Below are 17944 nucleotides of genomic sequence, written 5' to 3'. Positions count from 1 at the left end.
ACACTAAGATTTGCGCCAGTATTGCATTGGGGCTTGCCAGCAACGCAATAGCTGATAGCATTCAGCGTTTTGTCTTTCGGCCGCACTTTTGGGCCGGTCGCAGCTAGCCTTTTTCTGGCTGGTTTTTTGGGCAAGGATGATGACTTCAGCACCTTGACCACAGAATTAACTTTAAGAGGATATTGCCTTATGTCTCGCGTTTTGATTATTGGCGCCGGTGGCGTCAGCACAGTCACCGTTAAGAAGTGCGCGCGTTTACCTGAGCATTTCGAAGAGATTTATCTGGCCAGCCGCACCTTGTCAAAGTGTGAAGCACTGCAGAAAGAATGCGGTATCGACCGGGTCAAAGGCGTATTCGCCGTAGATGCTGATGATGCCAAGCAAGTGGCTGAGCTTATCCGCAAGGTTCAACCTAAGCTCGTTGTCAACCTGGCACTCCCCTACCAGGATCTGCCGATTATGGATGCCTGCTTGGAAACTGGTGTGGATTATCTGGATACGGCCAACTATGAGCCTATCGACGAAGCCAAGTTTGAATACTCCTGGCAATGGGCCTATCAGGAGCGCTTCGAAAAGGCCGGCCTGATGGCATTGCTTGGCAGCGGCTTCGACCCAGGTGTGACCAACGTGTACACCGCCTATGCGTCCAAGCATTATTTCGATGAAATTCACTACCTGGATATCGTTGATTGTAACGGCGGCGACCACGGTAAAGCCTTTGCTACCAACTTCAATCCGGAAATCAATATCCGCGAAATCACACAACGTGGTCGTTACTGGGAAAACGGCGAGTGGAAAGAAACCGATCCGCTGTCCGTACGTGAAGATCTGGATTATCAGAATATCGGCGTGCGTGCCTCTTACCTGATGTTCCACGAAGAGTTGGAATCTCTGGTTAAGCACTTCCCTACCCTCAAGCGCGCGCGCTTCTGGATGACCTTTGGCGAAGCCTATCTGACCCACCTGCGTGTACTGGAAGGCATCGGCATGACCAGTATCAAGCCGATTGATTTCAAGGGTCAGCAAATCGTGCCTCTGGAATTCCTTAAGGCCGTGCTGCCTAATCCGGGGTCATTGTCCGAAGGCTATAGCGGCATGACTTGTATCGGTACCTACATTACCGGTATCAAGGATGGCAAAGAGAAAACCATCTTTATCTACAATAACTGCGATCACCATGCCTGCCACGAAGAAGTAGGTGCTCAGGCGGTGTCCTACACCACTGGCGTTCCGGCCATGATTGGCGCCGCCCTGATGCTGAACGGCACCTGGAAAAAGCCTGGCGTGTGGAACATGGAACAGTTCGATCCCGATCCTTTCATGGATATGCTCAACAAGCACGGCCTGCCCTGGCATGTGATTGAATGCGAGAGCCCGTTTAAGAAATAAGGGCATCACCACAGAGACACGGAGACCACAGAGACTTTAATCGTCTGACTATCTCCGTGTCCTCTGTGACTCTGTGGTTAATTTTTGAGGATTGCAGCCTTGAACGATCCCATTATGAATCCCCAAATTCCCTCGCCTTGCTATGTCTGTGAGGAAGCCAAACTGGAAGCCAATCTGCAGCTGATGAAACGGGTGCAGGACGAGGCTGGCGTCACTATTATCCTGGCCCTTAAAGGCTTTTCCATGTGGTCTACCTTCCCTTTGGTGGGTCAGTACCTTAAGGGTTGTACCGCCAGTTCAGTTTGGGAAGCCAAGCTGGCTAAGTTCGAGATGGGCAAGGAAGTACATGCCTATTCCCCGGCTTATAAACAGGGCGATATCGACGAGTTGTGCCAACTGGTAAACCATATTTCCTTTAACAGCCTGACTCAGTTTGCACGCTACAAGGACCAGGTAGCTGCAGCAGGTATCTCGATGGGCCTGCGTATCAACCCGGAGCATCGTGAAGCCGAGACCGAGCTGTATGACCCTAGTGCCCCCGGTTCACGCTTAGGAGTGATGGCTAAGGATCTGGAAGGGATAGATTTGTCTGCCATCGAAGGTTTCCATGTGCACAACCTTTGCGAGTGTGATTCTTTTGCTGCCGAGCGTACCCTGGCTGCGGTCGAAAAACGCTTTGCCAAATACTTACCCAAGTTAAAATGGCTGAACTTGGGCGGTGGCCACCTGATGACCCGTAAGGGCTATGATGTGGATCATCTGATTAAGACCCTGAGAGCCTTCCGCGAAAAATACGATCTGGAGATTATCCTTGAGCCGGGCTCGGCCGTGGCCTGGCAAACCGGTCCACTCGTTAGCGAAGTGGTGGATATCGTCCACAATGAGGGCCCCATCGCCATTTTGGATATCTCTGCCACCGCACATATGCCAGATGTACTGGAGATGCCCTATCGCCCAGCTATTCGCGGTGCAGGCAAACCTGAGGAGAAAGCCTTTACCTATAAACTTGGCGGTAACTCCTGTCTGGCCGGGGATGTGATCGACAGTTACAGCTTCGATCATGAACTCAAAGTAGGCGATCGCATAATATTCGAGGACATGATCCACTACACCATGGTCAAAACCACCTTCTTTAATGGGGTAGAACATCCTGGGATTGGGATTCTTCGCAAAGATGGCACGTTCGAACTGGTGCGAAAGTTCGAATATGAAGATTTTCGCAGTCGTTTATCCTAAGTTGCAATAGGCCCCATTCGGGGCCTTTTTCTTGCACTGATGAAAATTTTAAGACACTTTAAACCTTTGCCTCGCACTTTACGACGAAGTAAGGAACGCATTCTCAACAAGGAATAGGAAATGGCTCCTCTATTGAAATCATCTCTGCTCTTATCACTTGGTTTGTTAGCCGTTGCACCACTTAGTGCAGAGGAAACCAAAGAGCTTTCTGCCCCTGCACAGCAACTGCAAAAACTGGTGATAGATGCCGGTGCCGGCGACCTTCAGGTGCGCGGCGTACAAGCGCTATCTGAAATCACCGCCAAAGTACGTATCTATTGTCCAAAGGACCATCCTATAGATGCAGATGACTATTGGTTTGAACTGCAGGTAGATGGGGATCAGGCCAGGCTTTTTTCAAAAGGTCATAACCGGCATGATGATTTACATATGGATCTGCAAGTGTCGATGCCGTATCACCTGTCTCTGTATGTTGGCGATGGTTCCGGCAGCATGGACATTGAAAATATCGGCGGACAAGTAAAAATTGATGATGGTTCTGGCGATGCCCGCATTCACAACATTGCTAAAACATTGAGAGTGGATGACGGCTCCGGCGATCTCGATATCTATGGCATTGGCAGCAATGTGACGATTCACGACGGTTCTGGTGAAATTGTATTAGCCTCAGTCACCGGCGATGCAGAAGTGCGCGACAACTCGGGTGATATGGAAATCAACGCGATCTCCGGTAACCTCGATATTGAGGATGGCTCGGGCAATATCCAGGTACGTGCTGTCGGTGGCGTGGTGAGTATGGAGGATGGATCAGGTAACATCGAAGTAGATGACGCAAAGCAAGTGGTGGTGCATGCTGACGGCTCTGGAAAAGTTCTGCTGAAAAACATCAGGGAAGGTAATGCCTACAGCGGTCAATAGGCAATCACAAGGTTAATGGCCAGCCAGCTTTGTGCTGGCTGGCAAACCCCTCTAACGCACTCTGCGTTGGGTTAAGGCATCCACGAAATCCTTAGCGATAGATTGATTAGGACGCTCAACGATACGGGCGACCTCCAGTCCGTCTTCAATCAGGATTATTGTCGGGGTAAAGCGCAAACCATACACCAGATGCAGATTACCAGGCTCAGTCTTATCCATATCCACTGCCACCAAAGTTAATTTGCGCAGATTAACGCCTGATTCATCAATCAACTTCAACAGCCTGGGTACTTCCCGTTCGCTGTCATGACACCAGGTGCCGAACAGCACCAGAATTTCCTTATCTTGCAACGCCGCCATGGCTGCAATATCCGCCTGCGACGGATAATAGTTCTGGTACTCCAGGGTAAAGGCAGGATACTGACTCAGCAAAGTTTGCTTTTCCATTACCCCCAGGTTTTCACTGCGTTTGCTCGCCACTTTGTCGGAGCCTTTTTCTGCCGTAGTCGCGCAGCCTGTCACCAACATCAGTCCAAAACACAGCACAAATAGTCTTAACACGGCCACTCCCAGCCCTTTTCCGGAAAACTCTCTCTATGCTAGGGCAAAAGGCAGCAAAGCAGAAGTCATCAGCAGCCTGAAACCAGAGTTTTTCTGTGGCTGGACAACAGGGGTGTTTACAGTTTAGTCACCATCAATTGCAAGCCCAAGAGGAAATCCAGGGACGTTTTGCTAGGGTTTGAAGTCGGGCCACAACATTGCTGCACTCTTTGGGCTCGGAAAAAACAACATCAAGAGGAAATTAAGATGAACAAGCGAAAGCCAATCTCTCGTCCTTTGCTGTTTTTACTCTCTCTCGCCTTACTGCCCTTTTACCTGCACGCGCAGGATAAATCTCCTGAAATGCTCGCGGAAGTTTGGGTGATGACGCCCAAAGCGGATATGCAGGATGCTTTTGAAAAAGGACTTAAGGAACATATGGCCCAGCGTGTCAAACTGGGCGATCCACGCAAATGGAATGTGTACCGGCCGGTTTTGGGTGATGGCTTAAATAGCTATGTCATTCGAGCCTGCTGTTTTCAATGGAAAGACCTGGACAGCTACCGCAACTGGTCCATAGAAAAAGATCCGATGAAACATTGGAATAAAAATGTAGATCCCAAAGTACACAAGTACGAGCATTATTTAAGTGTGGTAGACACCCAAAACAGTCATTGGCCTGAAGACACCAAATACAACTATGTGGGAGTAAGTTGGTATCAGGTCAAAATGGGCCATTGGCAGGAAATGGAGGCTGACAAAAAGCTGATGAGCGATTTGGCCAAACAACATAACTGGCCCTATAACTGGGCATGGGCCTCCAGCGTGAGTAACGGTGGTTCTATGAGCTTAGCCGTTCCCTATGCCGACTATGCCAGCATGGCACCGCCAGCCGAATCCTTTGCAGCCTTTATGGGCAAACATATGGGCGCAGAAGAGAAAGCCAAAGAGATGCTCAAGCGATGGGCATCGCACTTTGAAGAGCGTCATTACAATATTTACCGACACGATAAAGAGCTGTCGATGGAGTAGCAAAAAGCCGCCAATGATTGGCGGCTTTTATACATTTACAGAAGATTAGCCCTGTTCTTTGTTGGGAATAATCTTCACTTCAACGCGGCGGTTGGTCTGGCGGTTTGCATCACTGTCGTTAGGTACCACCGGCTGGTATTCACCCATACCAATGGTAGTGATGCGACGCGCATCCACCTGGCGACTGACCAAATAGCCGCGTACGGCATTGGCTCTGGCTTCTGACAGAGACTGGTTGCTCTCAGCACTGCCGACGTCATCGGTATGGCCTTCCACCACGACCGTGGTCTTGGGATACTTGTTGAGCACATTAGCTACGTCATCTAATACCGCATAGAAAGAAGAAGAGATATTGGCACTACCGGTAGCAAAGGTGACCTTTCCTGGCATCTGCAGCCTTAACTCATCGCCGTCACGGTGCACTTGCACGCCGCTGTTGGCCATCTCATCACGCAATTCCTTTTCCTGTTTGTCCATATAAGCGCCAATGGCACTACCGGCAATAGCGCCCACGGCGGCGCCCCATACATAGCGGCTCTTGGCATGATCGCCAGTGCCTTTACCCAGCAAGGCACCGGCAACGGCGCCGATGGCAGCCCCTTTTTGTGTATTGCTGGCCGTAGATGCGCAGCCGCCCAGCACTAATGCTGAAAGAGAAACTGCCAGAATGGTCTTTTTCATGTGAACCTCGAATCCTTTTTAACTTGATAGTAATCACGCTACCTCAGGGGCCTTAATCTTAGCTGAATAACGCTCGCCTCTATACAAAAATGCCGCCAGTAAGGCGGCATTTTATATCAGTATCAAACTGACTGGATTAATCCAAGGTCGCTAGCATGGTGTCACTGTACGGCACCAACTCCAAATCTTGCTTCACCCTGGTAACGAAATCCGGGTTGGCGATAAAGGGACGACCGATAGCGATAAGATCGAAGGCATCAGCTTCAATCGCTTGCGCTGCCGAAACGGCGGTGTAACCACCCACGCCTACCAGTGTTTTATTGTAGTGTTTGCGCACGTAAGCCGATACACGTCCGCCCAAATAGTCAAACTCCATGCTGTCATCGAAAATACCAATATGCAGGTAGGCCAGATCGCGGTTTTCCAGTTCAGACAGCAAGTAGTCAAATACAGCCTTGTCACGACTGTCCGGCGCCATATTGAAGTAGGCTCCGGGGGAGACTCTCAGAGCAGTGCGCTCTTTACCAATGCGCGAGGCGATGGCATCCACCACTTCCAGCGCAAAACGCGACATATTCTCCGGCGTACCGCCGTAAGCGTCGGTGCGTTTGTTACTGTCATGGTGCAGAAACTGGTCAATCAAATAGCCATTGGCACCGTGGATCTCTACGCCGTCAAAACCCGCTTCCAATGCATTGGCTGCGGCCTGCACGTAGTCCCTGACCAAATCAGCGATTTGCAGCTCGGTGGCTGCGCTGGCCTGAATATATTCAAGGTGACGCATGCGCGGTACGCTGCCTTCCACCCTGGTCGCTGAGGCCGACAACACTTCTGAGCCATTGAAAAAATGGGGATGAGCGACACGGCCGGTATGCCACAACTGGGCGAAAATCTTGCCACCTTTGGCATGCACGGCTGAGGTTACTGTTTTCCAACCTTCAATTTGTGCCTCTGTAAACAATCCCGGGGTGTTGGGATAGCCCTGACCGTCCGGGCGAATAATGGTGGCTTCGCTGACAATCAATCCGGCATCGGCACGCTTGGCATAGTAATCGGCCATGGCTTGTGTAGGCACCAACTCATCATCAGCCATACAGCGGGTCAGAGGAGCCATCAGAATGCGATTGTTAAGAGTCAGTTGGTCATTTAGCCGATAAGCACTAAAGAGAATATCTGTCATAAGAGTCTCACTGATTATTGAGTGTTTATTCAAGATACGATTTCTTGAGCATTCATTCAATATATTTTTTGAACGTTTATTCAAGTTCTTTTATACTGTTCCAAGCCATAGCCGGATCAGGAATGTCCTCATGAGAAATGCCGAATTCGATCGCCAGCAAGTGCTTCGAAGCGCCATGCACGCTTTTATGCACAAAGGTTACAACAAGACCAGCATGCAGGATTTGACGGCGGCAACAGGACTGCATCCCGGTTCCATCTACTGCGCATTTGGCAATAAAAAAGGTTTGTTGTTGGCAGCAGTGGAGCAATATCGCGCCGATCGTACGTCGCAAATGGCCACCGTGTTTTCAAGTAAAAAGCCAGTGCTGGCCAAGCTCAAAGACTATTTAGATGGTGTGGTGCAAGAGTGTTTGTCTTGCAATACCAGCCAAAGTTGCCTGCTAACCAAGGCTATCACCGAGCTTGCCGAACAAGATCCGGAAGTGCAGCACATTCTCAGCGATCACCTCAAAGCCTGGCAAAATAGCTTGCAGCACCAATTTCAGGCCGCCATTGCCGATGGCGAATTGCCTAAAGACAGCGATCCGGTCTTCCTATCTGAGTATTTAGTGATGGGTATTTACGGATTGCGCACCTTTGCCCACACTCAACCACAACCTGAGGTGCTCATCCGACTTGCTGAGCGACTCTATGCAAATGTATGTACCTGATCAGCACTTCTCTCTAGAATGTCCCGCGAGTTCATCAGCGGGAGAGGGTTTTGATCAGCGCACAAGATGCATTACAAAGACTTAAAGAAGGTAACCAGCGTTTTGTCGCTGGCGTGCGCAGCCTCGATACGTTGGTAAGCCAAAACCGCCGGGCTGAGATGGTCGGTAGCCAAACGCCCTTTGCAGTGATTATCGGCTGCTCGGACTCCAGGGTGCCGGTAGAAATGATCTTCGATCAGGGACTGGGCGATCTGTTTGTGATCAGGGTTGCCGGCAATATTGTTGCCCCTACCCAGATTGGCAGCGTCGAGTTTGCCGCCGAGCAATTCGGTACCCGTTTGGTCGTGGTGATGGGCCACAGCCATTGCGGTGCCATTAAAGCCACCCTGGACCAATTGCGCCGCCCCAAAGACAGCCAATCCAAAAACCTACGCACTATTGTTAAGCGCATTAGCCCTGCAGTAGAAGGTCTGCTTTCGACAGATCTGGTCAATAAACCGGATGAATTAGTGAATCAGGCGGTGCTGGCGAATGTGAGGATGTCAGCCAACATGCTCAGAAGCGGCTCTGACATTCTCGAGCAAATGGTCGATAACGAAGATTTGCTGATTGTCGGCGCCAATTATTCATTGGAAACCGGCGAAGTCACCTTTCTGGAGCCCACTGTCTGATGGTTAATCTGCAGCTAAGACGGATTACTTAACCACGGACATTCCAGGGAGCTACTAAAGAAAGAAACTAGTGGCGGCGCAGCTCAGGAAGATTGGATTTATAAATGCGGCTGACCTTAACCAGAGCACCCGAGGTCAATTGGGCGTGATATTCACCATTTGCATTGGGTGTTAGTTGTTCCAATTTATTGAGATTTATAATAGCCGACCGGCTGACCCTACAGAAGCAATCCGGGTCAAGAAAGCTTGCAATATTGGTCAGGGTCTGACGGGCAATTTGTGAGTCCTTATCCGAATGCACGCACACAAAGTCACCGGCGGCCTCTACCCAACAGATATCTGCAATTTTGATCCGGAACCATTGCGTCCCATTCTTCAGTGACAGATAAGGGTTGAGAGTGGGCAAATCGCGCAGCGGTGCATTTTCCAGTTGCGATTGCACCGCACCCAAAGTCTTGCCGGTGCGCTGGCGGATCAATCCTTCCAGCTTTTGCAATTGCATTTCCGCCTCGCGCTCCCGACGACGGCGTCTGAAACCATCAACAGATTGTTTCACGCTTTCAGCATCTATTGGTTTGAGCAGATAGTCTTTTACACCTTGGCCGTAGGCAGTGGCGGCAAACTTGTCAAAAGCAGTGACATAGATGGCTTCCAGCTGCCAGCCACGGCGATTGATCTCTGCCACAAGCTCAATGCCATTCATCAGCGGCATTTCGATGTCCACCAGCAGCAGTTCCGGCATTAAGCGCTCAACGGCCTCAAGGGCTTCACGACCATTGGCGCAACAAGCCAGTACTTCCACCCCCTCTATATCCTGTAGATGCAATTGCAGTCCTTCCCTGGCCAGTTCTTCATCGTCAACAATCAAAACCCTGACTTTGTCCATCATTCTCCTTCGTTGGGGATGACTATGGTGACGCTTAACCCCTGAGGACGCACCTGTTCAACCACAAACCGCTGATTGGCGCCATACAGAACTTCAAGCCTCTGGATGATATTCTGTAAGCCGACACCGTTGTTATTAATGAGATTAAGATCCGTCAATGGGCCGTTGTCCGCAACTTGCAAATGTAACAAGTTATGCTCCAGCCAGGTGCGAATTACAATTTTCCCGCCGGTGGCCATTTTGGCGATGGCATGCTTGATACAGTTTTCCACCAATGGCTGTATCAGCAGGCTGGGAACCCGACACTGCTCGGTTTGCGGAGCCACATGCAGTTCCACATGCAAACGCTCGCCGAAGCGGGTTTTTTCGATGTCGAGATACAGCATCAATGCCTGGATTTCATCAAGTAACGGGATTTTTTTCTCCGGGTCGCTATCCAGTGAAAACCGCAGAAAGGTGGCGAGCTGACTGAGCATGCGGTTACATCGTTGTTTGTCCCCGCGCATTACTAAAGTGGAGACCGCGTTGAGGGTATTAAACAGAAAATGCGGGTTAATCTGGTAACGCAGCATACGGATCTGCGCCACATGACTGAGTTTCGCGGCCCGGTAGCGCAGCGCCTGGGCTTCTATCAGACGAAAATGGTAGTTAATGCCGAAATACAGGCTGCTCCATACCATCAGGATAAAAAAGGAGAAGCTGAAGTTCATAAAGAGGGTGAGCGGATCCAGATCACCATTTAGCAAACGCTGGAATTCGTCCTCAAACTGATAGGACAGGATGATATTTTTGGGTATGGCCCACAGAAAGGAAGCAATCAGGCTGGTGAACAGTATCACCAGCCCCAGCGATAAGGTCGGTAATCCCCAGCAACGGCGAAAAAGATGACGCATCGGCAGAGTGACAAGAAAACCCACCAGCGCAATCGGCAAGGTTACATACAAGATCTTCAGCCCCAGAACATTGTACTCACCATAGAAAATAATATTGTCCACGGCCATTACCAGGTAGTAAAAGAGCCAGCCCAGGCCTTGCAACAGCCAGTAGTTGGGCTTGGCTGCGCCGGATATCTTCTCCCCTTCCCCCTGTTCCGATGGAAAAATCTCTTCGAATGATAATTCACTGCTCATTTTCTATTCCAAGTTGCCTGAACAACGCTTTACGATAACTTTGCCCTATCCTGACTTCTTCACCATTATTCATTTCAAGATTGCTGTAACGCCCCAGCTCGCTGTTAATGGCGCACAGACAGTCCAGGTTTATCATGGCGCAGCGGTGAATCCGCACAAACCGGTTGGGGTCCAAACATGCCTGTAGGTTGGACATGGTTTCACGGTACAAATGCACTTTGTCGCGGCAATGAATTTCCAGGTAGTTGCCTGCGCCTTTTACCCACACAATATCTTCAACCCGCACAAAATACATATTCCCTACAGAGCGAATTGCTAAACGGTCTACGTAGTCAGCCTTATTGTGTCGGGCCAATGTATCGCTGTGCTGCTCAGACAAAAGCGTCTTACCGGACATAAGTCTGGCTTCAAGCTTGTTCATCATGCAGTCAAAACGGCTATCATCATAAGGCTTTAAAAGATAATCCCGGGCTTCATATTCAAATGCCTTGATGGCATGCTGGCTGTAGGCGGTGGTGAACACCCAATAACAGCTAAGCTCATGACGCAGTTGGGCGACCAGTTCCAGGCCGCTGCCGCCAATAATTTCGATATCCATAAAACAGACCTGCGGCTGCCACTTCAGCAACTGCTCCCTTGCCTCCTCAAAAGCCTGGGCCTGGGAAACCAACTCCCAACCAGGGCGCCTTGTTACCAGCGAAGCAACGCGTTCTCTGGATAAGGCTTCATCTTCCACTATCATGCAACGAACCATGCTAATCTCCTCGGACTTTGGTTGTGACCACACTCTACCTTTGCCTTGGTCAATGCAGAAAAGCGCTACGCCGAGATGCGGAATTGAGGGATAAAATGATGAAAAAAGGCCGGTCAATGCCGGCCTTTGCTTTTATAACAGCTGAGGCATCTTAGAATCTGGCCTCAACTCCAATCTGCACATACCTGGGCGTTTGCCAGTAGTAGGCCGCGCCATAGTAAGGGTTGTAACTGCCCTCTGAACGACGGCCTTCGTAGTGTTCATTCTGTGAAACCACGCCGCCGGCATTGAGGATGTTATAGACATTCAGATTGGCGCGCATATCGACACCACTTAGCTCAAAGCTGTAGCTTGCCGAAAGATCCAGGTTAAAGGTCCATGGAGTTCGTCCCAGGGTACCGCGCGGTACGCGGGTATACAGCTTCTCGTCCTGCTGGCATTGCCCATCGCCGTTGGCATCAGGACATTGATTGGTGTAGAGATAGAAGGTATCGCCATAGCTGCCGTAAATGGTCGGCGTATGATCCGGATACCCCTGACCAAAGGCCGACAACGGACGACCGCTGGACAAGGTGGAGTTAAAGCCAAGGGTCAGATCTTCGGTCACATCATAAGATCCGAAGAACTTGAATACATGGCGTCTGTCATTGGCCTGATAACCTTCGGCGCCATCCATCAGGGCCGGGAAATCGAAATCCTGGGTTACTCCCGGATCCCGCTGGCCGATATCGGATTTCACCGCGCCTTCGAAGTTACCGACACTGCGGCTCCAGGTATATCCAACATTCAAGCGCAGGGCATCGGCCCGGTATTTAAATTCGGTCTGGATAGCAGTGTACTCGTTCTTCGCCTCTGGCAGACCAATCTCCTCGGCGCTAAAAGTGCGGCGAGAACCCTCATCGGGCACACTGTCATTATCATCATCCTGCCACCAGGTATTGGCTTTGCCAGGTGTCAGAAGCACGCAGTTAACAGGGGCCAGCGGACCACAGTAATCATCTAGCCCGGTGGCAACTTCACGACGAATACCCCGCACCGATACGGCCATGTCATCATTCAGTTGCTGCTCATAACCCAAGATCAGCTCATCTTTACTAAAAGGCTCCGCCTCTTCAGACAGAAAGATATCCTGCACCACCGGGTTTGGCACGGAATTGACTACAGTACTGTTGCCCACAGCGATGGGCGTCAGACCGGTTGGCGCACCCGTCGAATCGCTACCGCTGAAGGTATAGTAAGTGGTGCTGTCACTGATACCGGCCGCAGCGCGATAGTTGGTGTTATTCGGTACCGGCAGATAGTAACGCCCCCAGGTACCATAGACCTTTGAGTTACCGGCACCGGTGGGATCCCAGCTAAAGCCGAGGCGAGGCGCCACATCGGTTTTAAAGGACACAAAGGTCTTGCCGGTGGAGCCCTTGTTGATGAACTCGTCCTGGCGCACACCGATGTTCAGCTTGAGGTTATCGGTTACCTGCCATTCGTCTTCGATATACCAGGCATTGAGATCCGTGGTAAAGGAACCACCTCCCTGGAATATGCGATCGGAAACATAGTCCAAAGGTGCGCCGGTATTGTTGGTATAAAGTGCTCCACTATTACCCTGGATACTGGCGTTAGGCAGTAAGGTGGAATAGGTCCAGTTATGGCCTGTGATATCTTCGGTGGTGTGGAAGGTATCGCGCTCCTGCTTGTCATAGCCTATACGAAGCAAATGGTCGCCTACATAATATTCCACATCAAAACGATACTGGGTGTTGGTATCGATATTGTCGCCAGAGCGTCCGCCTGTGCCACAGCTGCTGATCCGCTGCGCTTCCGGTATATCTCGCGTATCTGCAACCGAGGGGCAATCAAGGTTATCCGGCTCATTGGTGTACTCGGTTTCAATCTCCCCCACCAATGCAGAAATGGTTAAATCCTCGGTGAAATTGCCCACATAGCTTAAGCTTTTGACGTCACCGCCCCGCTTACGCAAGGTGGTGCCCAGTAAGTCCCCCACTTGCTCGGTGATGGGGTCATAGCGATAGGTTTCAGAGGTAGTGTCATTGCGATCTGAATAACCAAACAGGCTGAGCTTGTGATCATCGGTGACAAACCAGTCAAACTTAGCTCCCCAAAAAAGGTTATCACCACCACTGGCATTCCGTTTAATAAAGCGATTGTCCGGTGAATACTGCTGTCGCGCACTGGACTGAAAGGCAAAATTGTTCTCAACATCCCTTGGGTTGACGATAGCGTAAAAGAACAACTTATCTTCAATAATGGGACCTGATGCAGACAAGGTGTACTCAAATTCACCGTACTCATCATTTCGGGTATCGCGGAAAATCACCGGCCCATTGGCACCACCTCCGCCATAAGATACCTGGCCGTCTTCTCTTAATGCCTTGGGTGTATAGAGTGTCGTGGCAGCAAATTCCCATTCATTGGAACCGCTTTTGGTGATGGCATTGATAACACCGCCGGTAGTACGGCCGAATTGTGCGGAATAGCCCCCGGTTTTAACCTGAAATTCCTTGTAAAATTCGAAGGGTACCGAGCCGCAGCCTAAGCCCTGGCTGGTGTTTGTCACCTCCATTCCGTTGATATAACAAGAGTTCTCGGCAACCGATGAACCACCAAAAGAAGCTAACCCACCATCATTGGGCGAGCTAAAATTGGAGTCGCCGGAGACGGTGCCTGCCGCCAGCAGCGAAACACCGGTCAGGTTGCGTGGTACCGGCATACGGTCAAGCTCCACTTCACCGATAACCAGCCCCGAGTCGGTGGTAGATAGATCCACCGCGGACACCCTGGCGCCTGTCACTTCAATGACTTCGGTATCTGCCGACATCAGATTGAATACCGGATTGGCATTGCTGCCCAGACTCAGGCGAATATCCTGAGAAGCAACTACCGCACCGTTACGGCTGATGGTCACTACATACTGACCTGGGGGGAGTTGGGCAAAGCGAAACTCCCCGTCAGCATCAATGCTGATTTCACGGCTTCGGCCGGTAGCCTTGTCTGTGGCTGTCACCATCAAGTCCTGAGGGCTTTGGGCCTGTACTGTACCGACAATATTGGACGTCGTATTGGCAATGACCGGTTGGGCAATGCCAAGTGAAGCAGCCACAGCAATGGCAGTGAGGTGTTTGTTGAACCTTGCTCGCATATCACATCTCCAGTGTTTATTGTTGTCATCTCTCGGCCGATGATTCTGCCGTTCACATGGAAAATGTCTGTGGGTGCAGTCCGCCGATGCTAGAGACGCTAACAATCCGCCACTAACGGCAGAAAAAGATGTGATGAAGGAAGCGCATAAGGTTCTTAACGAGACAAATCTGACGATCAATTTCGGCTACTTGGGACCAACGCCGACAAGCGGCATATAAAAAGGCCGCTTGATACAGCGGCCTGGTTTGCTTCACTTGATTCACTCAGCCATGATTGGCATGTTGATGCCGTTTAAAGCCAACGCTGTGGCTGGGCATTTGCTCCTGCTCAAACAGGTCTTGATGCAGCGCTTTGACCACGTTCGTGCTGTCCTTCTCTTTCACCAGGAAAGAAATATTGTGCGGATTGGCACCGTAGCAAATCAGGCGCAGATTGAAATCCTTTACGGCAGCAAAAATTTTGCTCGAGACCCCAGCGGCACTGTGCATATTGTTGCCCACTACGGTAATCAGGTCATAGCCTTGCTCTACTGTGACTTCGCTGATCTCTTTCAGGCGACCGATGGTTTCCTGATTCAAGGTCGAACGCACCGAATTACTGGGATTGTCGATAGTCAGCGACACCGCAATTTCTGAGGTGGTCACCAAATCCACACTCAGATGCTGATTGGCCAGGATGGAAAAGACTTCCTGTAAAAATCCGGAGGCAAAGAGCATATTCGGGGTCTTGACCGTCACCAGCACCTGATCTTTGCGCCGGGTAATGGCCCGGTAATGAGGCTCATGCTCACAGTCTCTGGAAATCCAGGTGCCGCCTTTATTGGGCTCACGGCTGGAGCCTACGAATACACGGATATTCTTGCGCACAGCCGGTACCATGGTTGCCGGGTGCAATACCTTGGCGCCAAAGGTTGCCATCTCGGCGGCTTCTTCAAAGCTCAACTCCGGCAGCGGACGCGCTTTATCGGTAATACGGGGGTCGGTGGTATACACACCGATCACATCGGTCCAAATCTCGCAGGTAGCGGCATTCAGTGCTTCTGCCAGCAATGCCGCCGTATAGTCTGAACCGCCGCGCCCCAGTGTGGTGGTATTGTCATTGCAGTCGGAGCCGATAAAGCCCTGAGTGACCAATACACAGCGCGACAGTTCTGGCTTCATTAATTTACCGGCCTGCTCACCAATCAAAGCGATGTCGGGCTCGGCTTCACCAAACTCACTATCAGTTTTGATTACATTGCGAGCATCAAAATTCTCTGCTTCACAGCCCATTTGGCACAGCAGTTCAGCAAACAGCAAAGAGGACATACGCTCACCTAAGGACAAAATAGCGTCCTTAAGGTCAGGTCGGTGGAGGATTTCTTCGTGGAACGCCAGTTCTCTCAGAAGGCTCAGCAGTTCATTCAACTTGATGCTGACAGGGGAAGGCGTTTCTAGCCCGGTTAAAATGGCAAATTCGATAGTTTCTATTTTGCCGAGTATGGTTTCTTTCTGATCCGACGTCAGCTCTTCGCTGGCCAACTGCACCAAATAGTTGGTCACCCCGGCAGCGGCACTCACCACTACGACCCGGGTCGCCGGATTGTTAATGACAATTTGGGCGCAATGACGCATTGCCTCAATGTTGGCAACACTCGTCCCCCCGAACTTGGCGATATTGATAGACATGTATCCCCCTAAACACCGACGGTTCCTGCCGTCGGCAAACATGCCGGATCGCCGGCTACCCAATGACCAGATTATTACTGGTCAAAAACAGGCCGGTAAGTTACCAGCATTTTCATGCAATATAAATGCAATCATATTCACTTGAGAGTGCCGTTTGTGGCAGCATATCTCGCATGGCTCACCCAGAGGAGAACCGCTGTATTTTGACCGTTCCTAAGCAGAATTTAAACTCCCGCTTTAGTTCAGTTTTTACTGCTTAGAATCTGACTGAAATAAGCGCAATATCAGAGGCTAGGGGTTTTTGTTCAGTCGCCTGTCAATATACTGCTGGAAATCCGGTGGACGACTGCAACGCACTTGCCCTCCCATCAAACTCAACACGCCTGCAATCGCGGCTTTAGCATTGTTGTCACAGTTCGCCTCGATACGCTGTGACTCCAGAAACGTTTCCTCTTCGCTTTGCATTGGCTGAATATCGGGGATATGGCCGATTGGGTTGGTCTGTTGCTGACGGAATTCTCTGGCGGCTTGCTCCCCCAGTTGTTGACGCTGCATTTGTTGCATATTGCCAAGCTGTCGCCGGACTAATGAATTCAGATTAAAGGGCTGGTTGTTATCAGATGTGTTTCTCGTTTTGGCGGACTCCCCCCTGATTTCCTCTTGAGGCACGGCGCTCTTCTCACTTACTTCCGTTGGCTGCCCTGGAGCTTGCTCAGGCGGAGCTTCAGCCGGCATTTCGGTAATAGGATCAGTAGCTGCAATGTCATTCTTATCCGGGACTTTCACAGGCTCTGGCTGTTCCAGCGGCTCAGGGACGGTCACTGGAGGCGTGGGCATATACAACCTGGCCACAATGGCAGGCTGCTTAGCAGTGTTGGGGGTAACATCACTGTTTTGACTGGCTAGCCACAGCGCCAGTAACACGTGCAGTAGCAGCGACAGGGCAATAAAAAATGCGAGTTGATGTTTGGAAAACAGAGATTTTGACAAGATTCAGAGATGGACAGTCCATTGCGGTAAACAATAGAGGCTGGCAGGCTATAAAAGTTCAGTTCAGTAGCCAAGGCTTCAGTTTCTGAGCAAGCACATAGCAATTGCTGTCCAACCACACTAAGCTGATCTTTGCCCCAACAACTGATTTCTATCCATGTACGCAGCAACGATCTATTCACTGTTGTTAACTTTCAGCATATTTTTCTGCGCCCATGTTAAGTCAGATGAGCAGATTTATACGGTCGGCGTTGAGGACTACCCGCATTTTCTCCCATACTCCCAGTATCAAGGGGGAGTCTACTCTGGTTTAGGCAGAGACATCATGGATGCATTCCTGGACGGAAAACCCTATCGTTTTGAATATGTTGTGCTGCCGTTAAAGCGCATGGATCAGGATTTTGTTGATGGCAAATTGGGGCTGATATTTCCGCAGAATCCTAATTGGGTGCAGGACTTGAAAGCAGGACTGGATATCGCCTACGCTCCCATGCTGGAATTTACCGATGGTCTAATCGTTCTCAAACAGAATGCACAAGATGCCCATCTCAAATTGAAAGTCTTGGGTGTCCCTTTGGGTTTCACGCCCTACCCTTATTTTGAAGATATTCATGCCAAAACAATCCGTACTATAGAGGCAACTGATTACAACAGTCTTTATTTGATGTTAATAAGGGAGCGGATTGACGGTGCCTACATGAATAGCCGTATAGCTAATTACTATTGGCGCGCAATCATGGGAGAGAAAAGCCCTCCCATCACACTTGCTGAGGATGCCCCGCAAGGCAGTGGTTACTGGCATTTAGCTTCATTCAAGCACAAAGACATCATTGAAGAGTTCCGACATTTTATGGACGAGAACCCTCAACTTATCCGTAAACTCAAAGAGAAGTGGCGCTTTGATAGCTTTGAATAACATAAGGCCCAGGATTTATGCCACTATTTCTGATTCCCATAAAGGAATTCAAAAAGAGCATTTGACATAATATGTGCCCAGCT

The 17944-nt window shown here is 50.3% G+C and carries 16 protein-coding genes; 7 read left to right on the top strand and 9 right to left on the bottom strand.

Annotated features, from left to right (window positions below):
- The first annotated feature begins 189 nt into the window (after nucleotides 1-189).
- The 3 genes from P2G88_RS00375 (at nucleotide 190) to P2G88_RS00365 (ending at nucleotide 3543) form a co-directional block, all read left to right on the top strand.
- A complete protein-coding gene (locus P2G88_RS00375; RefSeq protein WP_275793583.1) occupies nucleotides 190-1389 on the top strand; it encodes a saccharopine dehydrogenase family protein in 1200 nt (399 codons plus the stop codon).
- A gap of 99 nt (nucleotides 1390-1488) precedes the next feature.
- A complete protein-coding gene (nspC, locus tag P2G88_RS00370; RefSeq protein WP_275793582.1) occupies nucleotides 1489-2625 on the top strand; it encodes a carboxynorspermidine decarboxylase in 1137 nt (378 codons plus the stop codon).
- A gap of 120 nt (nucleotides 2626-2745) precedes the next feature.
- Nucleotides 2746-3543, top strand: coding sequence for a hypothetical protein (locus P2G88_RS00365; protein ID WP_275793580.1), 798 nt, complete (start codon nucleotides 2746-2748; stop codon nucleotides 3541-3543).
- A gap of 51 nt (nucleotides 3544-3594) precedes the next feature.
- Here P2G88_RS00365 and P2G88_RS00360 read toward each other — a convergent pair whose 3' ends face one another.
- A complete protein-coding gene (locus tag P2G88_RS00360) occupies nucleotides 3595-4104 on the bottom strand; it encodes a thioredoxin family protein (RefSeq protein WP_275793578.1) in 510 nt (169 codons plus the stop codon).
- Nucleotides 4105-4350: 246 nt separating this feature from the next.
- Here P2G88_RS00360 and P2G88_RS00355 point away from each other — a divergent pair, with 246 nt between their 5' ends.
- Nucleotides 4351-5115, top strand: a complete 765-nt coding sequence (locus P2G88_RS00355) for a hypothetical protein (protein WP_275793577.1) — start codon at nucleotides 4351-4353, stop codon at nucleotides 5113-5115.
- 45 nt (nucleotides 5116-5160) lie between these two features.
- Here the strand turns inward: P2G88_RS00355 and P2G88_RS00350 are convergent, their stop codons facing one another.
- Both P2G88_RS00350 and P2G88_RS00345 read right to left on the bottom strand, forming a co-directional pair.
- Nucleotides 5161-5796, bottom strand: a complete 636-nt coding sequence (locus P2G88_RS00350; protein ID WP_275793576.1) for an OmpA family protein — start codon at nucleotides 5794-5796, stop codon at nucleotides 5161-5163.
- Nucleotides 5797-5932: 136 nt separating this feature from the next.
- Nucleotides 5933-6976, bottom strand: a complete 1044-nt coding sequence (locus tag P2G88_RS00345) for an alkene reductase (protein WP_275793575.1) — start codon at nucleotides 6974-6976, stop codon at nucleotides 5933-5935.
- 130 nt (nucleotides 6977-7106) lie between these two features.
- On the opposite strand from P2G88_RS00345, the gene P2G88_RS00340 reads away from it, so the two are divergent.
- The gene (locus P2G88_RS00340; protein WP_275793574.1) at nucleotides 7107-7688 is read left to right on the top strand and encodes a TetR/AcrR family transcriptional regulator; all 582 of its coding nucleotides are present in this window, start codon (nucleotides 7107-7109) and stop codon (nucleotides 7686-7688) included.
- A gap of 50 nt (nucleotides 7689-7738) precedes the next feature.
- Nucleotides 7739-8359 carry a carbonic anhydrase gene (locus P2G88_RS00335; RefSeq protein WP_275793573.1) on the top strand — a complete coding sequence of 207 codons (621 nt, stop codon included), beginning with the start codon at nucleotides 7739-7741 and terminating at the stop codon, nucleotides 8357-8359.
- 67 nt (nucleotides 8360-8426) lie between these two features.
- Here the strand turns inward: P2G88_RS00335 and P2G88_RS00330 are convergent, their stop codons facing one another.
- From P2G88_RS00330 to P2G88_RS00305, 6 genes are all read right to left on the bottom strand, one after another.
- Nucleotides 8427-9245 carry a LytTR family DNA-binding domain-containing protein gene (locus tag P2G88_RS00330; RefSeq protein WP_275793572.1) on the bottom strand — a complete coding sequence of 273 codons (819 nt, stop codon included), beginning with the start codon at nucleotides 9243-9245 and terminating at the stop codon, nucleotides 8427-8429.
- On the bottom strand, nucleotides 9245-10375 hold the full coding sequence (locus tag P2G88_RS00325; RefSeq protein WP_275793571.1) for a histidine kinase: 1131 nt from the start codon (nucleotides 10373-10375) through the stop codon (nucleotides 9245-9247). Before P2G88_RS00325 ends, P2G88_RS00330 begins: the two co-directional genes overlap by 1 nt.
- The gene (locus tag P2G88_RS00320; protein ID WP_275793570.1) at nucleotides 10365-11129 is read right to left on the bottom strand and encodes a LytTR family DNA-binding domain-containing protein; all 765 of its coding nucleotides are present in this window, start codon (nucleotides 11127-11129) and stop codon (nucleotides 10365-10367) included. The genes P2G88_RS00325 and P2G88_RS00320 overlap by 11 nt, the downstream gene beginning before the upstream one ends.
- Before the next feature lie 151 nt (nucleotides 11130-11280).
- Nucleotides 11281-14286, bottom strand: a complete 3006-nt coding sequence (locus tag P2G88_RS00315) for a TonB-dependent receptor (RefSeq protein WP_275793569.1) — start codon at nucleotides 14284-14286, stop codon at nucleotides 11281-11283.
- A 265-nt stretch (nucleotides 14287-14551) separates the two neighbouring features.
- Nucleotides 14552-15955 (bottom strand): lysine-sensitive aspartokinase 3, encoded by a 1404-nt coding sequence (gene lysC / locus P2G88_RS00310; protein ID WP_275793568.1) that lies wholly within the window; start codon nucleotides 15953-15955, stop codon nucleotides 14552-14554.
- 291 nt (nucleotides 15956-16246) lie between these two features.
- Nucleotides 16247-16945 carry a hypothetical protein gene (locus tag P2G88_RS00305; protein WP_275793567.1) on the bottom strand — a complete coding sequence of 233 codons (699 nt, stop codon included), beginning with the start codon at nucleotides 16943-16945 and terminating at the stop codon, nucleotides 16247-16249.
- 157 nt (nucleotides 16946-17102) lie between these two features.
- On the opposite strand from P2G88_RS00305, the gene P2G88_RS00300 reads away from it, so the two are divergent.
- The gene (locus tag P2G88_RS00300) at nucleotides 17103-17861 is read left to right on the top strand and encodes a hypothetical protein (RefSeq protein WP_275793566.1); all 759 of its coding nucleotides are present in this window, start codon (nucleotides 17103-17105) and stop codon (nucleotides 17859-17861) included.
- Nucleotides 17862-17944 lie beyond the last annotated feature (83 nt).

Origin of the sequence: Aliiglaciecola sp. CAU 1673, from assembly GCF_029223185.1 — a bacterium.
Classification (GTDB): domain Bacteria; phylum Pseudomonadota; class Gammaproteobacteria; order Enterobacterales; family Alteromonadaceae; genus Bowmanella.
Note: the sequence above shows the minus strand (reverse complement) of the source record. Positions and strands in the feature narration are given on the sequence as shown.